The sequence below is a fragment of the Enterococcus sp. JNUCC 77 genome, assembly GCF_054819945.1.
Map to the genome: position 1 here is coordinate 2,372,505 of NZ_JBTHIG010000001.1, position 22,895 is coordinate 2,395,399.

Consider the following 22,895-nt stretch of genomic DNA (forward strand, 5'->3'; position numbering starts at 1 on the left):
ATAAAAAAAGACTTAGTAAACGCTAAGTCTTCCGTAAAAATAATAAACCAACTGTAACGATTGCAAATATAACTACCAAAATAGAGTCATTTCTGCCCCATTTTAGACGCCGATATTTTGTCCGACCTTCGCCACCACGATATCCACGCGCCTCCATTGCCGTAGCTAATTCTTCGGCACGATTAAAACTAGAAACAAACAAAGGAATCAGTAATGGCACAATCGCTTTAATCTTTTGAATAATACTTCCGGCACCAAAATCCACTCCACGAGCACGCTGGGCATTCATAATCTTTTCCGTTTCATCCATTAAAGTGGGCACAAAACGCAAAGCAATCGATAACATCAAAGCAATTTCATGCACCGGTACGTGAATTTTTTTTAACGGGTTTAATAATGACTCGATCGCATCTGACATCGATAACGGCGGTGTAGTTAAAGTCACCAAGGTAGAAGTAAAAATAATCAGCATAAAGCGGCAAAAAATGAACAAACCATTTTGAACGCCATATTGCGACAAACTAAATATACCCCACGACCAATAAATAGTACCACCACGCGTAAACAACATCTGTAAGGCAACTGTAAAAATGATTAACCAAATTAATGGACGTACTCCTTTTAAAAAGAAGCGTAAATCAATTTTAGATAACAATACCCCGGAAATGGCTACTGCTCCTAAAAATAAAAAGCTAGGCCAAGAATTTGCTAAAAAAGCAATCGCAATAAAATAAAAACTACCTGCTAATTTCGCTCGAGGGTCCATCCGATGAATCACAGAATCTCCGGGAATAAAACGGCCAAAAATCAATTTATCCACGATTCTTCGCCCCTTCCTCGACAATCCAATCAGCTAATTCTTCAGCTGTCAGTGGTAAATGAGCAAAGTGCGTACCATTTGTTTGCATTTTTTCTGCAAAATCCGTTGCTTGCGGCACACCTAGTTGCTTTTCCTTTAACCAATCAACTTTTTGAAACACAACTTGTGGTGAGCCACCTTCAATCACTTGACCTTTTTCTAAAACATAAACAAAGTCAGCAAAATTTGCCACATCATCCATCAAATGGGTCACCAAAACAATGGTAATATTTTCTTCCTTGTGCAAACGCCAAAACATTTCCATCATCTCTTTACGACCAAGGGGATCTAAGCCTGCTGTTGGCTCATCTAAGACTAAAACTTCTGGTTCCATCGCCAACACACCTGCGATGGCTACTCGCCGCATTTGCCCGCCAGAAAGCTCAAAAGGTGATCGCTCCAGATAACTTTCATCTAAACCAACTAAAGCAAGATTCTTTTTGGCTAATTCCAGTGCCTCTTCTGTACTCACACCAAAATTTTGTGGTCCAAAAGCAATATCTTTAGCCACAGTCTCTTCAAATAATTGTGCTTCAGGAAATTGAAATACAATCCCAACTTTTTTCCGGACAGGTTTCAAATTCTTATTATCAGTCTCTGGTGTAATTTTACGATCACCAATATTAACGACACCCTCAGTTGGTTTTAATAAAACATTCAAATGCTGTAAGAGTGTCGATTTCCCACTACCGGTATGACCGACTAATGCTGTATAAGAACCTTCTTTAATCTCTAAATCAATATCATATAAAGCACGAGATTCAAAGGGTGTATTTGGTTGATAAACGTAACTTACTTTTTCAAAACGGATGTCCATAACCAGTTCATCATCCCTTCTTCATCTAAATAGCTTTCTGGTACCTGAATGCCTCGCACTTTTAAAGCTGCTTTTAATTTTTCAGGAAATGGTAAATCTAATCCTAATGACACCAGACGTGGGCCTTCAGAAAAAATTTTTTCAGGAGTTCCTTCTTGAACTAACTCGCCTTTTTGCATAACTAATATACGACTTGCAGAGGCTGCCTCGTCAATATCATGGGTAATCGAAATAACCGTTAAATTACTTTCTTCTTTGATCTGGTGAATGGTTTCAATCACTTCCCGCCGACCTTCTGGATCCAACATACTAGTTGCTTCATCCAAAATAATAATATCAGGGCGCAAAGCAACAACACCTGCGATGGCTACCCGTTGCTTTTGACCACCGGACAATCTGGCAGGTTCGCGTGTTGCAAATTTAGACATCTTAACAGTTTCTAAAGCATCCTTGACTCGAATCAACATTTCATCTCGAGGAATACCTTGATTTTCTAGTCCAAAAGCAACATCATCTTCCACCGTCGCCCCAACAAATTGGTTATCAGGATTTTGAAACACCATCCCCACCATTTTTCGAATATCCCAGACATTTTCTTCTGAGAGCAACATACCACCAACTTTAACCTCGCCCTTTTGTGGCAGATGTAAACCGTTAATTGTTTTGGCTAACGTTGATTTCCCAGACCCATTATGACCAACGATGGCTAGCCACTCGCCTTTTTCAATCGAAAGACTAACATTTTTTAAAGCTGTAGGTAAATCTTCTTGATAACTATATTCAATTTGATTGATTTCAATAATTGGCTCCATTACAGCACCTTATCCTTTTTAAATCTGTTCTTAGACTAGCAAAAAAGCCAACTATTTTCAATCAAGTAGTCGGCTTTTTATTAAAATGCTTTTTTATACTGAATGTCAAGACATATCATTTAGGTATAAAAAAACACTTTATGATGAGAGTGTCTGCTCCTCAAATACATGAGGAGCAGATCTGAGCTAGACTCGGAGAATCTTCTCCAACATCATAACACTCTAATTGAATCATCTATAAAGTGAAGAGTGATTATACAAATTCTAAAACTACCATAGGGGCGTTGTCGCCGCGACGAGGTTCTGTTTTCAAGATACGAGTGTATCCACCTTGGCGATCTGCATAGCGAGGTCCAAGATCTGAAAATAGTTTTTGTAGCGCTGTTTCTACAACGATATCGTCGTTTTCTTCGCGAACATCAGCGACTTCATTACGTACAAAGCGTGCTGCTTGACGACGTGCATGAAGATCCCCGCGTTTGCCTAAAGTAATCATTTTTTCAGCTGTTGAACGAACTTCTTTCGCACGAGCTTCAGTCGTAACGATACGTTCGTTGATAATTAAGTCAGTTGTGATATCACGCAACATCGCTTTACGTTGGCTAGATGTGCGTCCTAATTTACGATAACTCACGTAGGTTTCCCTCCTTTGTTACAATATTAATCGTCTTTACGTAGTCCTAATCCAAGATCGTGTAATTTGGCTTTCACTTCTTCAAGTGATTTACGGCCTAAGTTACGAACTTTGATCATTTCTGGTTCAGACTTGTTAGTTAATTCTTGAACCGTATTGATCCCAGCACGTTTCAAACAATTGTATGAACGTACAGACAAATCAAGTTCTTCAATGGTCATTTCTAACATTTTTTCTTTTTGCGTTTCTTCTTTTTCTACCATGATTTCGGCATTTTTCGCTTCATCAGTAAGATTTACGAAGATGTCTAAATGTTCAGTAAGAATTTTCGCAGCTAGAGACAATGCTTCTTGGGCGATGATTGAACCATCAGTCCAAATTTCCATCGTTAATTTATCAAAATCATCTCTTCGACCAACCCGAGTATTTTCAACTTGATAGTTGACCTTACGTACAGGCGTATAGATAGAATCGACTGGAAGAACGCCAATTGGCATTTCTTCTTTTTTATTTTCGTCTGCTTGAACATAGCCTCGACCAGGTCTTACTGTTAGACGAGCATGGAAAGTCGCGCCTTCAGCAACAGTACAGATATACAAATCTTTATTTAAGATTTCAACGTCACTATCAACGATAATATCGCCGGCAGTTACGATAGCTGGTCCAGTAATATCGATCTCAAGGGTTTTTTCTTCTTCAGCGAATAATTTCAAAGCTAGGCCTTTAATATTCAAAATGATTTGTACGACGTCTTCTCTAACACCTTTGATAGTGGAGAATTCGTGAAGCACACCATCAATTTGGATATTGGTAATAGCCGCACCCGGTAAAGAAGAAAGTAGAATACGACGTAGAGAATTACCTAAGGTAGTGCCATAACCTCTTTCCAAAGGTTCAACAACGAACTTGCCATAATCTCTGTCTTCATCAATTTTTGTGATTCTTGGTTTTTCGAATTCAATCATTCTTAGTTTTTACCCCTTTCAAAACGAAAAGTGTCTTGTTCAATGACGTTTTCCGGTAAATCAAACTCATGTATTGGGGCACTCATTAAACACGACGGCGTTTTGGAGGGCGGCATCCATTATGAGGCACTGGAGTTACGTCACGAATTGCTGTTACTTCTAAACCAGTTGCTTGCAATGAACGAATAGCTGCTTCACGACCAGAACCAGGTCCTTTAACAGTTACATCAACAGTTTTCAAACCATGTTCCATTGCAGCTTTAGATGCTGTTTCAGCAGCCATTTGTGCAGCAAATGGTGTAGATTTTTTGCTTCCTTTGAAGCCTAATGCACCGGCAGAAGACCATGCTAAAGCATTTCCTTGAGCATCGGTAATCATGACGATTGTATTGTTAAAAGTCGAATGAATATGAGCAATACCTGATTCGATATTCTTTTTCACACGGCGTTTACGATTAACTTTTTTTGCTACCATGAAGATTTAACCTCCTTCACTAATTATTTTTTTCTACCTGCAATAGCTTTTGCTGGGCCTTTACGGGTACGCGCATTATTTTTAGTGTTTTGTCCACGAGTTGGCAAACCACGACGGTGACGGATACCACGGTATGAACCGATTTCCATCAAACGTTTAATGTTTAAGTTCACTTCACGACGAAGATCCCCTTCAACTTTTAATTTATCAACTTCAGCACGGATAGCGTCTTCTTGTTCATTCGTTAAATCACGAACACGAACATCTTCAGACACGCCAGCGTTGGCTAAAACTTGTTTAGCAGTAGTATTTCCGATACCGTAAATATAAGTAAGAGAAATTACTACGCGTTTTTCACGAGGAATATCTACTCCTGCAATACGAGCCATACTTAATTACACCTCCAAATTATCCTTGACGTTGTTTATGTTTTGGATTTGCTGAGCAAATCACCATAACCCGTCCTTTACGACGAATTACTTTACAATGTTCACACATTGGTTTTACTGATGGTCTTACTTTCATGATAATACCTCCTGAAGTTTTACGGAGTACAATTTACTTAAAGCGATAGGTAATGCGACCACGACTCAAATCGTACGGAGAAAGTTCCACAGTCACTTTGTCGCCAGGCAGAATTCTAATGTAGTGCATTCGAATCTTTCCAGAAACGTGAGCAAGAACTTCATGTCCATTCTCTAGTTCGACTTTAAACATTGCATTCGGCAAAGTTTCGACGACTGTCCCTTCGATTTCGATCATATCATCTTTTGCCACGCAGAGTACCTCCTTGTTATTGTTTCGCATTTTCACACGATAAAATGGCGGAAACCTGCAGTTCCCACCTTAATTCTTGACGTTACTTCTGTAAAGCCAGAAGTCGGACTGACATAGTCTATCACAAATTAACGAACTTGGCAAGAAAAACTGCATTTCAAGTCGGTAGTCAAATTATTAACCAATAATCTTTTCTACGTCACTAAAGACTTCGTCAATGTCACGGTCACCATCAAGCGAATGTAACAACCCTGCTTGTTTATAGAAGTCTAAAATTGGTGCACTAGCTTCCATATTTACTGCTAAACGATTTTTAACAGTTTCAGGTTTGTCATCTTCTCTTTGATAGAACTCATGGCCACCACAACGATCACAAGTATCTTCAACTTTTGTTGGATTGAAAATTTTATGATAAGTAGCGCCACAATTACGACACATATAACGACCGGCAAGTCGTTCGATTAAGACTTTTTCTGCAACTTGAATTTCAATTACAGCATCGATTTTTTTGTTTAGATCTTTTAACATAGCTTCTAAAGCTTCTGCTTGATCTAATGTTCTAGGAAAACCATCTAACAAGAAACCTTTTTCAGTATCTTTTTGCGCTAGACGCTCTTTTACGATGCCGTTTGTTACTTCATCTGGAACCAAATCGCCTGCATCCATGAATGATTTAGCTTTTAAACCGAGAGCAGTCTCGTTTTTAATTGCTTCCCGGAACATGTCTCCAGTACTAATTTGTGGAATACCGTATGTAGCAACAATTCTTTCTGCTTGTGTTCCTTTACCTGCACCTGGCAGCCCCATTAAGATGAGGTTCATTGCATTCCCTCCTAGATTGTTTCAAAGAATTTATTTAAGAAGAGACCACGGACGTTGAGGAAATCCTCAACAATGCCGTTTAGTCTTCGTCCATGAAACCAACATAACGTCGTTTCAACATAAGTCCTTGTAATTGTTTTGCTGTTTCTAATGCAACCCCCACTACGATCAATAAGCTGGTACCACCTAAACCAATTGATTGAGGTAAGTCCCAAACCATTTGTGCAATGATTGGTAGTAAAGCAATTAATCCTAAGAACAATGCTCCGACTACACTTAGTCGCATTAAAATAGATGATACATATTCTTCTGTTCCTTTACCTGGTCTTACACTAGGGATGTAACTTCCTTGTTTTTGCAAGTTTTCCGCTAATTTCTCAGGGTTCACTTGAACAAAAGCATAGAAGAAAGTAAAAGCAACAATCAGAACTGTATAAATCGTCGCACCCGGTACTGTATTGTAACTAAATAAGTCTTGCAATACTGAATACCAATCTTCTGCTTGATAACTACTTGCTAAAGCTTGCAAAATTGCATTGGGAGTTGCAATAAACGAGCTGGCAAAGATAACAGGGATAACACCAGCGGCATTTACTTTTAATGGTAAATAACTGCTAGTAGGCGCACCGACAATTTGTTTAGTATATTGAATTGGGATTTTTCTTTCAGCTTGTTGAAAGAAAGTTACAAATACGACAATTGCAATAATCGCGATCAATAAGACTGCGATAAAAATAATTGATTTCCATAAATCACTTTGATCAATATTAATAAAGTAACGTTCCGCAATTTCCTGAATACTTTCTGGCAATCGAGAAATGATCCCCGCAAAGATAATCATTGAAACACCGTTACCGATCCCTTTATCGGTGATTTGTTCTCCTAACCAGGTAACAAACATTGTTCCGCCAGTTAGAATAACTCCAATTGTTACAAATGTTTGAACATTTTGTTCGGGTACGAAACCATAAGATGCGAAATAGTTAAAACCAGCTGTAATACTAACAGACTGAACAAAAGCTAATACTAAAGTTAAATAGCGCGTTGCCTGATTTAACTTTTTACGACCAACTTCCCCTTGTTTTGACCACTCAACAAATTTTGGTACGATATCCATTTGTAATAATTGAATCACGATTGATGCGGTGATATATGGTGAAACACCCATTGAGAAAATTGAGAAGTTTTGCATCGCTGAACCACTAACCAAGTTCAACATGTTGAAAAATGGTAAATCACTCAATTGTTGCAAACCACTAACATTTACTCCAGGTACCGTAATTTGTGCACCAAGTCTAAAAACTAATAAAATGATGATAGTGAAAAAGATCCGTGATCGAATGTCTCTAACTTTGAAAGAATCCTTTAAAAGCTTGAACATTAAATCACCTCGATTGATCCACCAGCTGCTTTAATTGCTTCTTCGGCAGCTTTAGAGAATTTCGCAGCTTTAACTGTTAATTTTTTCTCTAATGAGCCATTAGCTAAGACTTTAATTCCAGCTTTTTCGTTTTTCACAAAACCAGCCTCAACTAAAGCAACAGGTGTTACTTCAGCACCGTCTTCAAAACGATTTAATACATCTAAATTAACAACAGCATATTCTTTACGATTTACGTTAGTAAATCCACGTTTTGGTAAACGACGGAATAATTGTGTTTGTCCACCTTCGAATCCTAAACGTACGCCACCGCCTGAACGAGAGTTTTGTCCTTTTTGACCGCGTCCAGCTGTTTTGCCGTTACCAGATGAAGTACCACGTCCAACGCGATTACGCACTTTACGTGAACCTTCTGTTGGTTTTAATTCATGAAGTTTCATTGATTGGCACCTCCTTAGTTCAAAATTTCACTTTATTTAACTTCTTCTACGTCCACTAAGTGAGACACAGTGTTAACCATACCTTTGATTGCATCATTGGCAGGTTTTACAACTGTAGAGTTCACTTTTCCAAGACCCAACGCTTTAACAGTGTCACGTTGGTTTTGAGGACGTCCAATCACTGATCGTCTTAAAGTAATTTTTAATTCAGCCATGTTTTTTCGTCCTCCTTATCTTGCAAAGTTTTCAACAGAGACGCCACGTAATTGTGCTACATCTTCTGCTTTTTTCAATTCTGTTAAACCTTTGATTGTCGCACGCACAACGTTAATTGGTGTGTTTGAACCTAAAGATTTAGAAGTTACATCAGCAACACCTGCTAATTCTAGTACGGCACGAACTGGTCCACCAGCCGCAACTCCAGAACCTTCTACTGCAGGTTTCATCAAGATGCGTCCGCCACCAAATACTCCGATGACTTCGTGAGGAAGTGTTGTACCAACCATTGGTACTTCCACAAGGTTTTTCTTAGCATCTTCAATTGCTTTACGGATTGCTTCAGGTACTTCTTGTGCTTTACCAGTACCAAAGCCAACATGTCCGTTTTTATCGCCAACAACGACTAAAGCAGCAAAACGTAAACGACGTCCACCTTTAACAACTTTAGTTACGCGGTTAATCGAAACAACGCGGTCTTCTAATTCCAAATGTTTTGGATCGATATAAACCATGAATGGTATTCCTCCTTTTCCCTAAAATTCTAGTCCATTTTCACGAGCAGCTTCAGCTAAAGCTTGTACGCGGCCATGGTAAAGGTATCCACCACGGTCAAAGACAACGACTTTAATACCTTTTTCAATAGCACGTTCAGCTAATAATTTACCAACTGCACTTGCTTGTTCTGTTTTGTTTCCACCTGAAATATCTTTATCTAAGGCAGAGGCACTTGCTAGCGTTACACCCGCTACGTCATCAATTAATTGCGCGTAGATGTTTTTGTTAGAACGAAAAACGTTCAAGCGTGGGCGCTCAGCAGTACCAGAGATTTGTTTACGTACACGCATGTGGCGCTTTTGACGTGTTTTGTTTTTATCTGGTTTTGTAATCACAATTTTCACCTCTAATTTAAGCTGGCCTAAGCCGCATGTTGTAGGTACGACCTACTATTTACCAGTTTTACCTTCTTTACGGCGTACATATTCACCAACATAGCGAACACCTTTGCCCTTGTATGGTTCTGGTGGACGAGTGCCACGAATTTTCGCTGCAACTTCACCAACTACTTCTTTATCTGAACCTTTAACCACTACTTGAGTGTTTGCCGGAACTTCAATCGTAATTCCTTCTGGTGCTACGATTTCGACTGGATGTGAGTAACCAACGCTTAAAACAAGTTTTGATCCTTGTAATTGTGCACGGTACCCAACCCCGATTAATTCTAAAGCTTTTTGGAACCCTTCTGATACACCAACTACCATGTTGTTGAAGTTGGCACGAGTTGTTCCGTGGATTGTTTTCATTTCTTTGCTGTCATCAGGACGAGTAAATGTCACTTCGCTACCTTCGATATTCATTGTAATATCAGAAGAGAACGTACGAGTTAATTCACCTTTAGGACCTTTAACAGTTACGTCATTACCTTTTTGAGTTACTTCAACTCCTGCAGGTAAAACGACAATTTTATTACCAATACGGCTCACTTAAAGACACCTCCTTGTAATTTTATAGAATTACCAAACGTAAGCTAGCACTTCGCCGCCCACATTTTTAGATCTCGCTTCTTTATCAGTGACTACACCGTCAGAAGTAGAGATAATCGCGATACCTAAACCATTTAATACTTTTGGCACTTCGTCAGCTTTAACGTAAGCACGCAAGCCTGGTTTAGAGATACGTTTTAAGTTTGTGATAACACGTTCGTCATTTTTACCGTATTTAAGAAATACACGGATCATGCCTTGTTTGTCATCTTCGATATATTCAACATCACGGACGAAACCTTCTTTTTTCAAGATTTCGGCGATGTCATGTTTAATTTTTGAAGCAGGTACTTCAACTACTTCGTGTTTTACCATATTGGCATTACGAATGCGAGTTAAGAAATCTGCAATTGGATCTGTCATGACCATTGAACTATTTACCTCCTTTTTGCGCTTGTTGTTTTTACCAGCTAGCTTTCTTCACGCCGGGAATTTGACCTTTATAGGCAAGTTCGCGGAAGCAAATACGGCAAAGATGAAATTTTTGATAAACTGAATGTGGACGTCCGCAACGTTCGCAACGAGTATATGCTTGAGTTGAGAATTTAGCAGGGCGTTTGTTTTTAGCAATCATTGATTTTTTAGCCAATTTATTTCGCCTCCTTGATTATTTTTGGAATGGCATTCCAAGTTGTGATAATAATTCACGAGATTCTTCATCAGTGTTAGCAGTTGTAACGACAACGATATCCATACCACGTACTTTATCAACATTATCGTAATCAACTTCTGGGAAGATTAATTGTTCTTTCACACCTAAAGTGTAGTTACCACGGCCATCGAAGGCTTTCTTGCTAATACCATGGAAGTCACGTACACGTGGAAGTGATACAGACACTAATTTGTCTAAGAATTCATACATTCTTTCTCCACGTAGTGTTACTTTCGCACCGATTGGCATACCTTCACGCAAGCGGAAACCAGCGATAGATTTTTTAGCTTTTGTGATAATAGGTTTTTGACCAGTAATCAAAGCTAATTCTTCAACAGCTTTGTCCAAGTTTTTTGCGTTTGATACCGCATCGCCAACACCCATGTTGACAACGATTTTCTCAACTTTAGGAACTTGCATTACTGAATTATAGTTAAATTTTTCCATCAATGATGGTGTAATTTCATTTAAATATTTTTCTTTTAGGCGGTTCATTTAAGAAGTCCTCCTTTCTTAGCTTTTTATTTATCGATAACTTCGCCGGTTTTCTTAGAAAAACGGACTTTTTTACCGTCAACCACTTTATATCCTACGCGAGTAGCTTCACCGTTTGAAGGATCGATTACTTGAACGTTTGATGCATGGATTGGCGCTTCTACTTCAACGATTCCACCTTGAGGGGAAGTTTGAGAAGGTTTTTGATGTTTCTTCACGACATTGACGCCTTCAACAACGACTTTGTCTAATTTAGGAAAGACTTCTAATACGACGCCTTCTTTATTTCTGCTTTTGCCAGAAATAACTTTTACTTTATCGCCTTTTTTAACGAACATTACTGTTGCGCACCTCCTTTGGTTAAAAGTTCCAATTATAGTACTTCTGGTGCCAATGAAACGATCTTCATGAAGTTGCCTTCCCGTAATTCACGAGCGACAGGTCCAAAGATACGTGTTCCTCTTGGGCTCTTGTCATCACGAATGATAACAGCTGCATTTTCATCAAATTTAATGTAAGAACCATCAGCACGACGAGCGCCTGTTTTAGTCCGAACGATTACGGCTTTAACGACTTCACCTTTTTTGACAACCCCACCTGGCGTTGCTTGTTTAACCGTAGCAACGATAATATCACCGATGTTAGCAGTTTTACGGCCAGATCCGCCAAGAACTTTAATAGTTAAAATTTCGCGGGCACCTGAGTTATCCGCAATTTTTAAACGACTTTCTGTTTGGATCACAAGTGTATCCTCCTTTCAGATTTAAAAGAACATCTATAGGAAAATCTCGATGATTAGATAATCACTGCTTTTTCAATGATTTCAACTAGACGGAAACGTTTAGTTGCTGATAATGGACGAGTTTCCATGATTTTCACGATGTCGCCAGTTTTTGCTTCATTGTTTTCATCGTGCGCTTTATATTTTTTTGAATATTTCATACGTTTACCATAGATTGGGTGATTCTTTTGTGTTTCTACGACAACAGTGATGGTTTTATCCATTTTGTCGGAAACCACGCGACCTTGATAAACTTTACGTTGATTTCTTTCTTCAGTCATGCGAGAAAAGGCCTCCTTCCACTATTTGTCAGCTTGTTCACGCAATACAGTTTTAATGCGTGCAATCGATTTACGTACTTCTTTAATACGTGCAGTGTTTTCCAATTGACCTGTTGCTAATTGGAATCTTAAATTAAACAATTCTTCTTTTAATTGCTTTTCTTGATTAAGCATTTCGGCAGTGGTTAATTCTCTGATTTCTTTAACCTTCATTCGATTCACCACCCATTTCCTCACGTTTTACGATCTTAGTTTTAACTGGTAATTTGTGAGAAGCAAGACGTAATGCTTCGCGAGCGACTTCTTCAGGAACACCGGCAACTTCAAACATGATTTTACCGCGTTTTACTGGTGATACCCAGCCTTCAGGAGCCCCTTTACCAGAACCCATACGTACCCCAATTGCTTTGGCAGTATAAGATTTGTGAGGGAAAATTTTAATCCATACTTTCCCACCACGTTTCATGTAACGAGTCATTGCGATACGGGCAGCTTCGATTTGACGGTTAGTGATCCAATGAGAATCTACCGCTTGCAAACCGTATTCGCCAAATGCGATTTCTTTACCGCCTTTAGCTTCCCCACGCATTTTTCCGCGGAATTCACGACGGTGTTTTACACGTTTAGGTACTAACATGATTATTTCCCTCCTTTCTCAGCGTTTTTTTTAGTTGGAAGAATTTCTCCACGATAAATCCACACTTTAACTCCTAGTTTTCCGTATGTTGTGTTTGCTTCTTCCCAAGCGTAGTCGATGTCGGCACGCAATGTATGCAAAGGAACAGTTCCTTCTGAATAGCCTTCAGAACGCGCAATATCAGCACCGTTTAAACGACCTGAAACTTGTGTTTTGATTCCTTTAGCGCCTGATCTCATAGTACGAGAAATAGCTTGTTTTTGTGCACGACGGAATGCCACACGGTTTTCTAATTGACGTGCGATTCCTTCGCCGACTAATTTTGCATCTAAATCTGGTTTTTTGATTTCAATAATATTGATATGAACTCGTTTGCCAGTTAGTTTGTTTAATTCTTTACGTAAGTTTTCAACTTCAGATCCGCCTTTACCGATAACCATACCAGGTTTCGCTGTGTGGATTGAAACGTTCACGCGATTTGCTGCACGTTCGATCTCAACTGTCGACACAGAAGCATCAGCAAGTTTTGACGCGATGAATTTACGAATTCTTAAATCTTCGTGTAGAAATTCGGCATACTCTTTTTCAGCATACCATTTAGCATCCCAATCACGGATGATGCCTACACGCATTCCGATAGGATTAACTTTTTGACCCACTGATTATACCTCCTTATTTTTCTGATACTACTACGGTGATATGACTTGTACGTTTGTTAATTGGTGATGCTGAACCTTTTGCTCTTGGACGGAACCGTTTCATTGTTGGTCCTTCATTTACAAATGCTTCTGATACCACTAAGTTTTCAACGTCTAAGTCAAAGTTATTTTCTGCGTTAGCAACTGCAGACATTAAAACTTTTTCAATAATTCCTGCCGCTTTGTTAGGCGTGAATTTTAAAATTGAAATTGCTTCTGCTACGCTTTTTCCTCTGATAAGATCGATAACTAAACGAGATTTACGAGGAGAAGTGCGAACTGTTTTCGCAATTGCTTTAGCTGATGTAATTTGTTCTGCCATGATGATTTCCTCCCCTCAAAATTAACGTCTTGTTTTCTTATCGTCAGCAGCATGTCCGCGATAAGTTCTAGATGGTGCAAATTCACCTAATTTATGTCCAACCATATCTTCTTGGATGTAAACTGGTACATGTTTGCGTCCGTCATAAACAGCAATAGTAAATCCTACAAAATTAGGAAAAATTGTTGAGCGACGAGACCAAGTTTTAATAACTTTTTTCTTTTCAACACCTTGTTGCGCTTCGACCTTTTTCATTAAATGGTCATCCGCGAAAGGTCCTTTTTTCAAACTACGACCCATGGTGTACCTCCTCTCAAAATATACGACACACGGTCAATGTAATTATTTAGTTTTGCGACGACGAACGATAAGTTTGTCTGAAGCAGCCTTTTTATTACGTGTTTTGTAACCCAATGCAGGTTGACCCCATGGAGATACTGGTGCTTTACGTCCAACTGGAGCTTTACCTTCACCACCACCATGTGGGTGATCGTTAGGGTTCATTACGCTACCACGAACTGTTGGGCGTTTGCGCATCCAACGAGAACGGCCAGCTTTACCAATGTTAATTAATTCGTGTTGTTCATTACCAACAGAACCGATTGTTGCACGAGCTGTTGCTAAGATCATACGAACTTCGCCTGAGTTCAAACGAACTAAAACGTATTTACCTTCTTTACCAAGTACTTGTGCACTTGTACCAGCAGAACGGATTAATTGTCCGCCTTTGCCAGGTTTCATTTCGATATTGTGAATAACTGTACCAACTGGAATGTTTTCTAGTGGTAATGCGTTACCTACTTTAATATCTGAGTTAGGTCCAGAAACGACAGTCATGCCAACTTCTAAGCCTTTAGGAGCTAAAATGTAAGCTTTTACTCCGTCTGTATAATGAACTAATGCAATATTTGCTGAACGGTTCGGATCATATTCGATCGTTTGAACTTTAGCAACAATATCATCTTTATTTCGTTTGAAATCGATGACACGGTATTGACGTTTATGACCGCCACCTTGATGACGTACAGTAATACGACCGTTGTTGTTACGACCGGCATTGTTTTTCAATGGTTGCAACAATGTTTTTTCCGGTGTTGAAGTAGTGATTTCAGCGAAATCAGAACTTGTCATGTTACGACGGCCATTTGTGGTAGGTTTGTACTTTTTAATCGCCACGTCTATGTCCCTCCTATAATGAGATTTTTTTCAGGCTTATTCAGCGCTGAAAATTTGAATGTCTTTAGAATCTTCTGTTAATGTCACAACTGCTTTGCGACGTTTTTTCGTGAAGCCTTGATATTGGCCAACACGTTTAGCTTTTGGTTTCGCATTTAGGATGTTCACGTTTTTAACTTTCACATCAAAAGCAGCTTCTACTGCTTGTTTCACTAATGTTTTGTTAGCACGTACGTCTACTTCAAAAGTGTATTTTTTATCATCCATCATTAAAGTAGATTTTTCAGTGATAACTGGGCGTTTGATTACGTCTAATAATTCCATTATGCAAGCACCTCCTCAATTTGAGTAAGAGCAGTTTGTGTTGCTAAGACTTTACTTGCAGAAACAACGTCTAAAACACTTACGTTATCTGAAGTTACAACTGCTACGTTTGGAATGTTGCGAGCTGATAATTGAGCGAACTCATTGTCAGGTTCAACAACTACCAATACTTTAGCGTCAATTGATAAGTTAGCTAACACTTCTTTAAATTCTTTGGTTTTTGGTGCTTCGAAGCTCAATGCATCGATAGCAACTAAGTTATTTTCAGCAACTTTTTCTGATAAGACAGATTTAATTGCTAAGCGACGAACTTTTTTAGGAAGTTTGTAGCTGTATGAACGTGGTGTTGGTCCAAATACAACGCCACCTCCACGCCATTGTGGTGAACGGATTGAACCTTGACGAGCACGTCCAGTTCCTTTTTGGCGCCATGGTTTACGGCCACCGCCTGATACTGCGCTACGATTTTTCACAGCGTGTGTTCCTTGTCTTAATGAAGCGCGTTGCATGATGATTGCATCATAAACAACACTTTCATTTGGTTCAATACCGAAGATTTCTTCGTTTAAAGTGATGTCTCCATTTTGAGTTCCATCTTGTTTAAATAATGCTACAGTTGGCATCCCTTAGTTCCTCCTTTCCTTTAACAATTATTTTGCTTTAACAGCAGATTTGATAGTGATTAATGATTTTTTCGCGCCTGGTACATTACCTTTAACTAAGATAACATTACGTTCAGCATCCACACGAACAACTTCAAGATTTTGAATTGTTACGCGGTTGCCGCCCATACGACCAGCTAATTTTTTATTTTTAAACACGCGGTTTGGTGCAACAGGACCCATAGATCCAGGACGACGGTGGTAACGAGAACCGTGGGCCATTGGGCCGCGGCTTTGTCCGTGACGTTTGATAACGCCTTGGAATCCTTTACCTTTAGTCGTTCCGGTAACATCAATGATGTCTCCAGCTTGGAAAGTATCAACTTTCACTTCTTGTCCTACTTCATAGTCTCCTAGCTCAACATCTTTGAATTCTCTGATGAAGCGCTTAGGAGCCGTGTTTGCTTTTGCAACATGACCTTTCGCAGGTTTGTTAGACAAAACTTCACGCATATCTTGGTAACCTAATTGCACAGCTTCGTAACCGTCTGTTTCCATAGTTTTTACTTGTAAAACTACGTTTGGTGTTGCTTCAACAACAGTTACCGGAATTAGTTCGCCAGATTCTGTAAAGATTTGTGTCATTCCCACTTTTTTCCCTAAGATTCCTTTGGTCATGATTACACCTCCGATTTCTTATTATAGTTTGATTTCAATGTTTACACCTGATGGTAAGTCTAGCTTCATTAAAGCATCAACTGTTTTTGGTGTAGGGTTCACAATGTCGATTAGACGTTTGTGAGTACGCATTTCGAATTGTTCGCGTGAATCTTTGTATTTATGAGTCGCACGAATAACTGTGTAAAGACTGCGTTCAGTTGGTAATGGAATTGGACCAGACACGCTAGCACCAGTTCTTTTTGCAGTTTCTACGATTTTATCCGCTGATTGGTCTAAAATACCATGTTCATACGCTTTTAAACGGATACGAATTTTTTGTTTTGCCATCTTGTTTCCCTCCTCGCCTATTTTAAAAGTAGACATAGCTCCACGAAAATCTCCGTCATGCCCTTCCGTGGCAAAGCGTCCGGGCGTGTCGCAACCTCTCGTTTCAAAGCCGGTAGATTCCAAACGGAACCCCCAGTGCTGTTTCACTTTCGTAAACAGCGCCTTTATGAGTATATTATAATTCGACTGCTATTGCAAGGTTTTTCTTTGTTAAATCGTGTTTTCATTGCTTTTTTCTGAAATTTGGAACTCAATCAACTTTTTTTCAAAAAAAGAAGTTGCCCTTACCAGACAACTTCTAGATAATTTTCTTACACAATTATAAAGAGAACTATTTTTTCTTCTATTATATAGACATTTTGATTATCTTTTTATTCCTTCAATCTCAGTTTATAAAAAGTGAACGATCAAGACCCCCGTTAGCATAATTACTAATCCCATTACTTTAGAGGAATTGATGGGTATTTTAATTGAACGAAATAAACCAAAATTTTCAACCAATGCACTAAATAATAACTGACCAAATAAAGCCATCACTACCACTTGTCCAGTACCAATTTTAGGAACGAGCCATGCCATCCCGAAAACATAAATGCTACCTAAGAATCCACCAATCCAAATCCACCAACTATCTTTACTATTTTTAATGGTAGATTGAATTTTATTAAAGTCAGCTTTTGTTATAATTGAGACGATAATTAATACTATCGCTCCAATCGTAAATGAAATTGCTGCAGCCTGAATCGGGGAACCAAGAACAGTGCCCAATTGCCCATTAATCGCAGCTTGCAAAGCTGTTAGCATACCGCCAGCAACCCCAATGATTTGCCAAGGCAACAATTGTTGTTCTCTTGGCTTTTTAACTAATTTATTTCTCTTCATCATACCAATAGTTACAAAGACACCGATAACTACCAGCATCAATCCCAATCCACGTTTTACAGTTAAAATCGATTGCGGTGCATTGAAAAGACCAAACTGATCGATGACTACGCCCATAATTATTTGTCCGAAAATTGGTAATACCGCTGCTTGAATACCACCCAATTTTGAAAATAATAAAAGATTAATCGTTAAGCCGATCGTCCCTAATAATCCACCAATCCAAATCCAAGCTGGATTATCTCGAAAAACACTTGCCGTTACTAATAAATCACTTCCGCTAATGAGTGTGATCAGACATAAAAAAATCGTGCCAATTGTAAATGAAATTGCCGATGCTAAATAGGGAGATTCAACAAAAGTTCTCAATTTCGCATTTACAGCTGTTTGCATGCCTAGTCCAGCACCCATTAGTATTGGAAATAAAACTAATATGTTCATAAAAACACCTCATCGTCCTTCATATAATTTAATTAGACAATGGATTAACGAAAAATACAAGCGTTTTCATAAAAATTATTTAGCTTGCCTTATTTTTTTTCAAGCGAAAAAAAAGATCGCTGAAAAAATCAGCGATCTTGCGTCCGAGTATAATGTTGCTTTGTTTTACAGAATTAAGCTTCGATCTTAGTTACAACACCAGCGCCAACTGTACGTCCGCCTTCACGGATTGAGAATTTAGTCCCATTTTCTACAGCGATTGGGTGGATTAATTCAACTTCCATTGTTACGTTATCGCCAGGCATTACCATTTCAGTTCCTTCTGGTAATTCAACTACTCCAGTTACGTCAGTCGTACGGAAGTAAAATTGTGGGCGGTAGTTAGTAAAGAATGGTGTATGACGTCCACCTTCTTCTTTGCTCAATACATAAACTTCAGCAGAGAATTTTGTATGAGGTGTGATTGTACCTGTTTTAGCTAATACTTGACCACGTTGGATGTCTTCACGGGCAACACCACGTAATAACGCACCAATGTTATCGCCAGCTTCAGCGTAATCTAATAATTTACGGAACATTTCAACACCTGTTACAGTTGTTTTCGCAGTTTCTTCAGCGATACCTACGATTTCGATTTCGTCACCAACACGAACTTGTCCACGTTCAACACGTCCAGTAGCAACAGTACCACGACCAGTGATTGAGAATACATCTTCGACTGGCATCATGAATGGTTTGTCAGTATCACGAACTGGTGTTGGGATATATTCGTCAACAGCAGCCATTAATTCTAAGATTTTTTCTTCGTAAGAAGCTTCGCCTTCAAGAGCTTTCAAAGCTGAGCCAGCGATAACAGGAGTGTCATCACCTGGGAAGTCGTATTCTGTTAATAAGTCACGAACTTCCATTTCAACTAATTCTAATAATTCTTCGTCATCAACCATATCAACTTTGTTTAAGAAAACAACGATGTAAGGTACGCCAACTTGGCCAGATAACAAGATATGTTCACGAGTTTGAGGCATAGGGCCATCAGCAGCAGATACTACTAAGATCGCGCCATCCATTTGAGCAGCACCAGTGATCATGTTTTTAACGTAGTCCGCGTGTCCTGGGCAGTCAACGTGTGCATAGTGACGTGCGTCAGTTTCGTACTCAACGTGAGCTGTGTTGATAGTAATTCCACGTTCGCGTTCTTCTGGAGCACCATCGATTTGAGAGTAATCCATTGCTTCTGCGCCGCCTTTTTTAGCAAGTACAGTTGTGATTGCAGCAGTTAAAGTAGTTTTACCATGGTCAACGTGTCCGATAGTACCAATGTTTACATGGGGTTTTGAACGGTCAAATTTTTCTTTAGCCATTTAAAAATGTTCCTCCTAGATGAATGTATAATATTTTTTATCTGATAAGTCCACGCTGACTAGCAGCGTGAGCCCGTATCATCATTTATAGATTTTATCTGAAACTTGCAAAAAAGCAATGCTTTCTTGACAAAATTCAACTGTTTTCCTAGAAATTTCTAAGAATTATTCAGCTTTTCCGCCGTTTTTCTTAATAATTTCTTCTTGAACAGCTTTTGGTACAGCTTCATAATGGTCAAATGTCATAGTGAAGACACCACGACCTTGAGTAGCTGAACGTAAAGTAGTTGCATAGCCGAACATTTCAGCTAATGGAACCATTGCACGGACGACTTGTAAGCCACCAGTACGAGCTTCCATACCTTCAACCCGACCACGACGAGCAGTTACGTGTCCCATTACATCACCTAAGTAATCTTCTGGAATAACTACTTCAACAGCCATGATTGGTTCTAAGATTGCTGGGTTTGCTTTTTTAGCTGCAGCCCGTAGTGCCATAGAAGCAGCTACACGGAAGGCAGTTTCATTTGAATCGACATCATGGTATGAACCATCATAAAGTTTTGCTTTTACGTCTACGATTGGGTAACCAGCTAAGACACCATTTTCCATAGCATCTTTCAAACCAGCTTCAACGGCAGGAATGTATTCACGAGGAACCACACCACCGACGATTGCGTTTTCGAATGCGAATCCGCCACCTTCTTCGTTTGGTTCAAATTCAATCCATACGTGACCGTATTGACCTTTACCACCAGACTGACGGACAAATTTCCCTTCAGCTTGCGTACCTTGACGGAATGTTTCACGGTAAGATACTTGTGGTGCACCAACGTTAGCTTCTACTTTAAATTCGCGACGCATACGGTCAACGATGATATCTAAGTGAAGTTCACCCATACCAGCGATGATCGTTTCGCCAGTTTCTACGTTTGTTTCAGCGCGGAAAGTAGGATCTTCTTCAGATAATTTTTGTAAAGCGACACCCATTTTATCTTGGTCAGCTTTTGATTTAGGTTCAATCGCAACTTCGATAACTGGTTCAGGGAATTCCATTGATTCAAGAATAACTTGTTGTTTTTCATCACACAAAGTATCCCCAGTAGTAGTGTCTTTCAAACCAACTGCAGCAGCGATATCTCCAGCGTAAACTTCAGAGATTTCAGAACGTGAGTTAGCATGCATCTGTAAGATACGACCAACACGTTCACGTTTGCCTTTAGTAGCGTTTTGTACGTATGAACCTGATTGTAAAACACCAGAGTAAACACGGAAGAATGTTAGACGACCTACGAATGGGTCAGTCATAACTTTAAATGCTAAAGCTGAGAAAGGTGCGCTGTCGTCGGCTGGACGTTCAACTTCTTCTTCAGTTTTAGGATCGATTCCTTTGATAGATTCGATATCTAATGGTGAAGGTAAGTAAGCAAGTACTGCATCTAGCAATAATTGTACCCCTTTATTTTTGAAAGCAGAACCACACAATACAGGGTAGAATTCAACGTTAACTGTCGCTTGACGGATACCGTTTACCAATTCTTCCTCAGTGATTTCTTCGCCTTCTAAATATTTCATCATTAGTTCTTCATCAGTTTCAGCTACAGCTTCCACTAATTTTTCGCGCCATTCAGTTGCTAAATCTACATAATCAGCAGGAATGTCAGTTTCTTCAATTTCAGTACCTAAATCGTTTGTGTACATTTCAGCTTTCATTTTGACTAGGTCAATGATACCTTCGAAATCATCTTCTGCACCGATTGGTAATTGAATTGGATGAGCATTTGCTTGTAAACGGTCATGCAAAGTTTCTACAGAGTATAAGAAATCTGCACCGATTTTATCCATTTTGTTAGCAAATACGATCCGTGGAACACCGTAAGTAGTCGCTTGACGCCATACAGTTTCTGTTTGTGGTTCTACACCTGATTGTGCATCAAGGACAGTAACCGCACCATCTAATACCCGTAATGAACGTTCAACTTCAACAGTGAAGTCCACGTGTCCAGGAGTGTCGATGATGTTGATACGATAACCCTTCCATTGTGCAGTTGTTGCTGCAGAAGTAATCGTAATACCACGTTCTTGTTCTTGTTCCATCCAGTCCATTTGTGATGCACCTTCATGCGTTTCACCAATTTTATGGATTTTACCAGTGTAGTATAAGATACGTTCTGTTGCAGTTGTTTTACCTGCATCAATATGGGCCATGATACCGATGTTACGAGTGTTTTCTAGCGAAAATTCTCTTGGCATTTCTTTTGTTTCTCCCCTCTTAATTGAAATAAAAATTGCGTCTTGTCTTTTGATTGACGTTGTCTACAAAAGAGGATCTTACCAACGATAGTGAGCGAACGCACGGTTGGCTTCAGCCATTTTATGAGTGTCTTCACGTTTTTTAACAGAAGCACCAGTATTGTTAGCTGCATCCATGATTTCTTTAGCCATACGTTCTTCCATAGTATGTTCGCCACGTAGACGAGCATAGTTAACTACCCAACGAAGACCTAATGTTGTACGACGTTCTGGACGTACTTCAACAGGGACTTGGTAGTTTGAACCTCCGACACGACGAGCTTTTACTTCTAAGACAGGCATGATGTTTTCCATTGCTTGTTCGAAAACTTCCAATGGATCATTTCCTGTAGATTCTTTAATTGTATTAAATGCGCTATATACGATATTCGCAGCAGTACCACGTTTGCCGTCAACCATTACTCGGTTGATCAGACGAGTTACTAACTTAGAATTGTACATAGGATCTGGCAAAACATCGCGTTTTGCAATTGCACCTTTACGAGTCATGAATAACTCTCCTCCTTCTTACGAGAAATATGTTCAATTTTTTTAGTTCGAATAATTACGCTTTAGGGCGTTTAGTACCGTATTTAGAACGGCTTTGTTTACGATCGTTAACACCGGCAGTATCAAGTGCACCACGAACGATATGGTAACGTACCCCTGGTAAGTCTTTTACACGTCCACCACGTAGTAATACCACGCTATGTTCTTGTAAGTTGTGACCAATACCTGGAATATAAGCTGTAACTTCGATTAAGTTTGATAAACGAACACGAGCATATTTACGTAACGCTGAGTTAGGTTTTTTAGGTGTCATAGTGCCGACACGAGTTGCTACCCCACGCTTTTGAGGTGAATTGACATTCGTTTGAACTTTTTTAAAGCTGTTATATCCTTTATTCAATGCTGGTGAATTAGATTTTTCCACCTTTGATTTACGAGGTTTACGTACTAGTTGATTAATTGTAGGCATTCCTTGTTCCTCCTTCCTCGATTCGCCATGACTAGACCCACACATCCAGGTGGTTCTTTTTTGGCGATAAAAAATAATGCATCATCTGTGCATCCATTATCAAACGTACCTTGACACAGTCAGCACGTCTCTTTCTGAGAGACCTGTTCACAAAGCACCTTTGATAGCATACCATGGGACATTTTAGCTGTCAACAAGCTCTGCTGCTTTTTTTTAGTTTGA

37 protein-coding genes are annotated in these 22,895 nt (G+C 39.3%); all 37 read right to left on the minus strand.

Annotated features, from left to right (window positions below):
- Positions 1-22 precede the first annotated feature (22 nt).
- Positions 23-823: an energy-coupling factor transporter transmembrane component T family protein gene (locus ACVWNY_RS11430; protein WP_218326727.1), complete on the minus strand. Its 801-nt coding sequence runs from the start codon at positions 821-823 to the stop codon at positions 23-25.
- Positions 813-1,676 (minus strand): energy-coupling factor ABC transporter ATP-binding protein, encoded by an 864-nt coding sequence (locus ACVWNY_RS11435; RefSeq protein WP_218326502.1) that lies wholly within the window; start codon positions 1,674-1,676, stop codon positions 813-815. The genes ACVWNY_RS11430 and ACVWNY_RS11435 overlap by 11 nt, the downstream gene beginning before the upstream one ends.
- Positions 1,652-2,488 (minus strand): energy-coupling factor ABC transporter ATP-binding protein, encoded by an 837-nt coding sequence (locus tag ACVWNY_RS11440; RefSeq protein WP_218326504.1) that lies wholly within the window; start codon positions 2,486-2,488, stop codon positions 1,652-1,654. Before ACVWNY_RS11440 ends, ACVWNY_RS11435 begins: the two co-directional genes overlap by 25 nt.
- Positions 2,489-2,741: 253 nt before the next feature.
- Positions 2,742-3,122 (minus strand): 50S ribosomal protein L17, encoded by a 381-nt coding sequence (rplQ, locus tag ACVWNY_RS11445; protein ID WP_218326505.1) that lies wholly within the window; start codon positions 3,120-3,122, stop codon positions 2,742-2,744.
- Positions 3,123-3,148: 26 nt separating this feature from the next.
- Complete coding sequence (locus tag ACVWNY_RS11450; protein ID WP_218326506.1) at positions 3,149-4,087, minus strand: DNA-directed RNA polymerase subunit alpha; 939 nt, start codon at positions 4,085-4,087, stop codon at positions 3,149-3,151.
- A gap of 85 nt (positions 4,088-4,172) precedes the next feature.
- Entirely contained in the window at positions 4,173-4,562 is a 390-nt protein-coding gene (gene rpsK / locus ACVWNY_RS11455) for a 30S ribosomal protein S11 (RefSeq protein WP_218326507.1), read from the minus strand.
- A gap of 23 nt (positions 4,563-4,585) precedes the next feature.
- A complete protein-coding gene (rpsM, locus tag ACVWNY_RS11460; protein ID WP_218326508.1) occupies positions 4,586-4,951 on the minus strand; it encodes a 30S ribosomal protein S13 in 366 nt (121 codons plus the stop codon).
- Positions 4,952-4,970: 19 nt separating this feature from the next.
- Entirely contained in the window at positions 4,971-5,087 is a 117-nt protein-coding gene (rpmJ, locus tag ACVWNY_RS11465) for a 50S ribosomal protein L36 (RefSeq protein ID WP_034861773.1), read from the minus strand.
- A gap of 33 nt (positions 5,088-5,120) precedes the next feature.
- A complete protein-coding gene (gene infA / locus ACVWNY_RS11470) occupies positions 5,121-5,339 on the minus strand; it encodes a translation initiation factor IF-1 (RefSeq protein WP_010756460.1) in 219 nt (72 codons plus the stop codon).
- 177 nt (positions 5,340-5,516) lie between these two features.
- Complete coding sequence (locus ACVWNY_RS11475; protein ID WP_218326509.1) at positions 5,517-6,161, minus strand: adenylate kinase; 645 nt, start codon at positions 6,159-6,161, stop codon at positions 5,517-5,519.
- A 79-nt stretch (positions 6,162-6,240) separates the two neighbouring features.
- Complete coding sequence (gene secY / locus ACVWNY_RS11480) at positions 6,241-7,542, minus strand: preprotein translocase subunit SecY (protein WP_218326510.1); 1,302 nt, start codon at positions 7,540-7,542, stop codon at positions 6,241-6,243.
- Positions 7,542-7,982: a 50S ribosomal protein L15 gene (rplO, locus tag ACVWNY_RS11485; RefSeq protein WP_218326511.1), complete on the minus strand. Its 441-nt coding sequence runs from the start codon at positions 7,980-7,982 to the stop codon at positions 7,542-7,544. Before rplO ends, secY begins: the two co-directional genes overlap by 1 nt.
- 32 nt (positions 7,983-8,014) lie before the next feature.
- Positions 8,015-8,197, minus strand: coding sequence for a 50S ribosomal protein L30 (rpmD, locus tag ACVWNY_RS11490; RefSeq protein ID WP_218326513.1), 183 nt, complete (start codon positions 8,195-8,197; stop codon positions 8,015-8,017).
- 15 nt (positions 8,198-8,212) lie between these two features.
- Entirely contained in the window at positions 8,213-8,713 is a 501-nt protein-coding gene (gene rpsE / locus ACVWNY_RS11495) for a 30S ribosomal protein S5 (RefSeq protein WP_218326514.1), read from the minus strand.
- A 21-nt stretch (positions 8,714-8,734) separates the two neighbouring features.
- Positions 8,735-9,100, minus strand: coding sequence for a 50S ribosomal protein L18 (gene rplR / locus ACVWNY_RS11500; protein ID WP_343214720.1), 366 nt, complete (start codon positions 9,098-9,100; stop codon positions 8,735-8,737).
- Positions 9,101-9,145: 45 nt separating this feature from the next.
- On the minus strand, positions 9,146-9,682 hold the full coding sequence (gene rplF / locus ACVWNY_RS11505) for a 50S ribosomal protein L6 (RefSeq protein ID WP_218326517.1): 537 nt from the start codon (positions 9,680-9,682) through the stop codon (positions 9,146-9,148).
- 30 nt (positions 9,683-9,712) lie between these two features.
- Complete coding sequence (rpsH, locus tag ACVWNY_RS11510) at positions 9,713-10,111, minus strand: 30S ribosomal protein S8 (RefSeq protein ID WP_218326518.1); 399 nt, start codon at positions 10,109-10,111, stop codon at positions 9,713-9,715.
- Between the two features lie 34 nt (positions 10,112-10,145).
- Positions 10,146-10,331, minus strand: coding sequence for a type Z 30S ribosomal protein S14 (locus ACVWNY_RS11515; protein ID WP_218326520.1), 186 nt, complete (start codon positions 10,329-10,331; stop codon positions 10,146-10,148).
- A gap of 18 nt (positions 10,332-10,349) precedes the next feature.
- Entirely contained in the window at positions 10,350-10,889 is a 540-nt protein-coding gene (gene rplE / locus ACVWNY_RS11520; protein WP_218326522.1) for a 50S ribosomal protein L5, read from the minus strand.
- A gap of 26 nt (positions 10,890-10,915) precedes the next feature.
- Positions 10,916-11,227 carry a 50S ribosomal protein L24 gene (gene rplX / locus ACVWNY_RS11525; protein ID WP_218326523.1) on the minus strand — a complete coding sequence of 104 codons (312 nt, stop codon included), beginning with the start codon at positions 11,225-11,227 and terminating at the stop codon, positions 10,916-10,918.
- Positions 11,228-11,262: 35 nt separating this feature from the next.
- On the minus strand, positions 11,263-11,631 hold the full coding sequence (gene rplN, locus ACVWNY_RS11530; protein ID WP_218326525.1) for a 50S ribosomal protein L14: 369 nt from the start codon (positions 11,629-11,631) through the stop codon (positions 11,263-11,265).
- 53 nt (positions 11,632-11,684) lie between these two features.
- A complete protein-coding gene (gene rpsQ, locus ACVWNY_RS11535; protein WP_218326526.1) occupies positions 11,685-11,951 on the minus strand; it encodes a 30S ribosomal protein S17 in 267 nt (88 codons plus the stop codon).
- Positions 11,952-11,972: 21 nt separating this feature from the next.
- Entirely contained in the window at positions 11,973-12,164 is a 192-nt protein-coding gene (gene rpmC, locus ACVWNY_RS11540; protein ID WP_218326527.1) for a 50S ribosomal protein L29, read from the minus strand.
- On the minus strand, positions 12,154-12,588 hold the full coding sequence (gene rplP / locus ACVWNY_RS11545; RefSeq protein ID WP_218326528.1) for a 50S ribosomal protein L16: 435 nt from the start codon (positions 12,586-12,588) through the stop codon (positions 12,154-12,156). Before rplP ends, rpmC begins: the two co-directional genes overlap by 11 nt.
- A gap of 2 nt (positions 12,589-12,590) precedes the next feature.
- Positions 12,591-13,247, minus strand: a complete 657-nt coding sequence (rpsC, locus tag ACVWNY_RS11550) for a 30S ribosomal protein S3 (RefSeq protein WP_218326529.1) — start codon at positions 13,245-13,247, stop codon at positions 12,591-12,593.
- A 13-nt stretch (positions 13,248-13,260) separates the two neighbouring features.
- Entirely contained in the window at positions 13,261-13,608 is a 348-nt protein-coding gene (gene rplV / locus ACVWNY_RS11555; protein WP_218326530.1) for a 50S ribosomal protein L22, read from the minus strand.
- Positions 13,609-13,629: 21 nt separating this feature from the next.
- Positions 13,630-13,908 (minus strand): 30S ribosomal protein S19, encoded by a 279-nt coding sequence (gene rpsS / locus ACVWNY_RS11560; RefSeq protein ID WP_010782058.1) that lies wholly within the window; start codon positions 13,906-13,908, stop codon positions 13,630-13,632.
- Positions 13,909-13,950: 42 nt separating this feature from the next.
- Positions 13,951-14,784 carry a 50S ribosomal protein L2 gene (rplB, locus tag ACVWNY_RS11565; RefSeq protein ID WP_218326532.1) on the minus strand — a complete coding sequence of 278 codons (834 nt, stop codon included), beginning with the start codon at positions 14,782-14,784 and terminating at the stop codon, positions 13,951-13,953.
- Between the two features lie 36 nt (positions 14,785-14,820).
- Positions 14,821-15,108 carry a 50S ribosomal protein L23 gene (gene rplW, locus ACVWNY_RS11570; RefSeq protein WP_218326533.1) on the minus strand — a complete coding sequence of 96 codons (288 nt, stop codon included), beginning with the start codon at positions 15,106-15,108 and terminating at the stop codon, positions 14,821-14,823.
- Positions 15,108-15,731, minus strand: coding sequence for a 50S ribosomal protein L4 (rplD, locus tag ACVWNY_RS11575; protein ID WP_218326536.1), 624 nt, complete (start codon positions 15,729-15,731; stop codon positions 15,108-15,110). The genes rplW and rplD overlap by 1 nt, the downstream gene beginning before the upstream one ends.
- 27 nt (positions 15,732-15,758) lie before the next feature.
- Positions 15,759-16,388, minus strand: a complete 630-nt coding sequence (rplC, locus tag ACVWNY_RS11580) for a 50S ribosomal protein L3 (protein WP_218326537.1) — start codon at positions 16,386-16,388, stop codon at positions 15,759-15,761.
- Positions 16,389-16,409: 21 nt separating this feature from the next.
- Positions 16,410-16,718: a 30S ribosomal protein S10 gene (rpsJ, locus tag ACVWNY_RS11585; protein ID WP_010756438.1), complete on the minus strand. Its 309-nt coding sequence runs from the start codon at positions 16,716-16,718 to the stop codon at positions 16,410-16,412.
- Positions 16,719-17,108: 390 nt separating this feature from the next.
- Positions 17,109-18,041 carry a DMT family transporter gene (locus ACVWNY_RS11590; protein ID WP_218326539.1) on the minus strand — a complete coding sequence of 311 codons (933 nt, stop codon included), beginning with the start codon at positions 18,039-18,041 and terminating at the stop codon, positions 17,109-17,111.
- Between the two features lie 173 nt (positions 18,042-18,214).
- On the minus strand, positions 18,215-19,402 hold the full coding sequence (gene tuf, locus ACVWNY_RS11595; RefSeq protein ID WP_218326541.1) for an elongation factor Tu: 1,188 nt from the start codon (positions 19,400-19,402) through the stop codon (positions 18,215-18,217).
- Between the two features lie 165 nt (positions 19,403-19,567).
- On the minus strand, positions 19,568-21,655 hold the full coding sequence (gene fusA / locus ACVWNY_RS11600; RefSeq protein ID WP_218326543.1) for an elongation factor G: 2,088 nt from the start codon (positions 21,653-21,655) through the stop codon (positions 19,568-19,570).
- A gap of 78 nt (positions 21,656-21,733) precedes the next feature.
- Positions 21,734-22,204: a 30S ribosomal protein S7 gene (gene rpsG, locus ACVWNY_RS11605; protein ID WP_218326544.1), complete on the minus strand. Its 471-nt coding sequence runs from the start codon at positions 22,202-22,204 to the stop codon at positions 21,734-21,736.
- 55 nt (positions 22,205-22,259) lie between these two features.
- Positions 22,260-22,673, minus strand: coding sequence for a 30S ribosomal protein S12 (rpsL, locus tag ACVWNY_RS11610; RefSeq protein ID WP_218326546.1), 414 nt, complete (start codon positions 22,671-22,673; stop codon positions 22,260-22,262).
- Positions 22,674-22,895 lie beyond the last annotated feature (222 nt).

Excerpts from the sequence above, each read along its gene's own strand:
- rplE (WP_218326522.1), bottom strand. The coding sequence starts at position 10,889 with ATGAACCGCCTAAAAGAAAAATATTTAAATGAAATTACACCATCATTG.
- rplO (WP_218326511.1), bottom strand. The coding sequence starts at position 7,982 with ATGAAACTTCATGAATTAAAACCAACAGAAGGTTCACGTAAAGTGCGT.
- rpsG (WP_218326544.1), bottom strand. The coding sequence starts at position 22,204 with ATGACTCGTAAAGGTGCAATTGCAAAACGCGATGTTTTGCCAGATCCT.
- rpsK (WP_218326507.1), bottom strand. The coding sequence starts at position 4,562 with ATGGTAGCAAAAAAAGTTAATCGTAAACGCCGTGTGAAAAAGAATATC.
- rpmD (WP_218326513.1), bottom strand. The coding sequence starts at position 8,197 with ATGGCTGAATTAAAAATTACTTTAAGACGATCAGTGATTGGACGTCCT.
- rplD (WP_218326536.1), bottom strand. The coding sequence starts at position 15,731 with ATGCCAACTGTAGCATTATTTAAACAAGATGGAACTCAAAATGGAGAC.
- ACVWNY_RS11475 (WP_218326509.1), bottom strand. The coding sequence starts at position 6,161 with ATGAACCTCATCTTAATGGGGCTGCCAGGTGCAGGTAAAGGAACACAA.
- ACVWNY_RS11435 (WP_218326502.1), bottom strand. The coding sequence starts at position 1,676 with ATGGACATCCGTTTTGAAAAAGTAAGTTACGTTTATCAACCAAATACA.
- rplX (WP_218326523.1), bottom strand. The coding sequence starts at position 11,227 with ATGTTCGTTAAAAAAGGCGATAAAGTAAAAGTTATTTCTGGCAAAAGC.
- rpsS (WP_010782058.1), bottom strand. The coding sequence starts at position 13,908 with ATGGGTCGTAGTTTGAAAAAAGGACCTTTCGCGGATGACCATTTAATG.
- rpsJ (WP_010756438.1), bottom strand. The coding sequence starts at position 16,718 with ATGGCAAAACAAAAAATTCGTATCCGTTTAAAAGCGTATGAACATGGT.
- rpsE (WP_218326514.1), bottom strand. The coding sequence starts at position 8,713 with ATGGTTTATATCGATCCAAAACATTTGGAATTAGAAGACCGCGTTGTT.
- fusA (WP_218326543.1), bottom strand. The coding sequence starts at position 21,655 with ATGCCAAGAGAATTTTCGCTAGAAAACACTCGTAACATCGGTATCATG.
- rpsM (WP_218326508.1), bottom strand. The coding sequence starts at position 4,951 with ATGGCTCGTATTGCAGGAGTAGATATTCCTCGTGAAAAACGCGTAGTA.
- ACVWNY_RS11440 (WP_218326504.1), bottom strand. The coding sequence starts at position 2,488 with ATGGAGCCAATTATTGAAATCAATCAAATTGAATATAGTTATCAAGAA.
- tuf (WP_218326541.1), bottom strand. The coding sequence starts at position 19,402 with ATGGCTAAAGAAAAATTTGACCGTTCAAAACCCCATGTAAACATTGGT.
- rplV (WP_218326530.1), bottom strand. The coding sequence starts at position 13,608 with ATGGCAGAACAAATTACATCAGCTAAAGCAATTGCGAAAACAGTTCGC.
- rplP (WP_218326528.1), bottom strand. The coding sequence starts at position 12,588 with ATGTTAGTACCTAAACGTGTAAAACACCGTCGTGAATTCCGCGGAAAA.
- secY (WP_218326510.1), bottom strand. The coding sequence starts at position 7,542 with ATGTTCAAGCTTTTAAAGGATTCTTTCAAAGTTAGAGACATTCGATCA.
- rpsH (WP_218326518.1), bottom strand. The coding sequence starts at position 10,111 with ATGGTCATGACAGATCCAATTGCAGATTTCTTAACTCGCATTCGTAAT.
- rpmJ (WP_034861773.1), bottom strand. The coding sequence starts at position 5,087 with ATGAAAGTAAGACCATCAGTAAAACCAATGTGTGAACATTGTAAAGTA.
- ACVWNY_RS11590 (WP_218326539.1), bottom strand. The coding sequence starts at position 18,041 with ATGAACATATTAGTTTTATTTCCAATACTAATGGGTGCTGGACTAGGC.
- rpmC (WP_218326527.1), bottom strand. The coding sequence starts at position 12,164 with ATGAAGGTTAAAGAAATCAGAGAATTAACCACTGCCGAAATGCTTAAT.
- rplC (WP_218326537.1), bottom strand. The coding sequence starts at position 16,388 with ATGACCAAAGGAATCTTAGGGAAAAAAGTGGGAATGACACAAATCTTT.
- rplW (WP_218326533.1), bottom strand. The coding sequence starts at position 15,108 with ATGGAATTATTAGACGTAATCAAACGCCCAGTTATCACTGAAAAATCT.
- rpsQ (WP_218326526.1), bottom strand. The coding sequence starts at position 11,951 with ATGACTGAAGAAAGAAATCAACGTAAAGTTTATCAAGGTCGCGTGGTT.
- rpsL (WP_218326546.1), bottom strand. The coding sequence starts at position 22,673 with ATGCCTACAATTAATCAACTAGTACGTAAACCTCGTAAATCAAAGGTG.
- ACVWNY_RS11450 (WP_218326506.1), bottom strand. The coding sequence starts at position 4,087 with ATGATTGAATTCGAAAAACCAAGAATCACAAAAATTGATGAAGACAGA.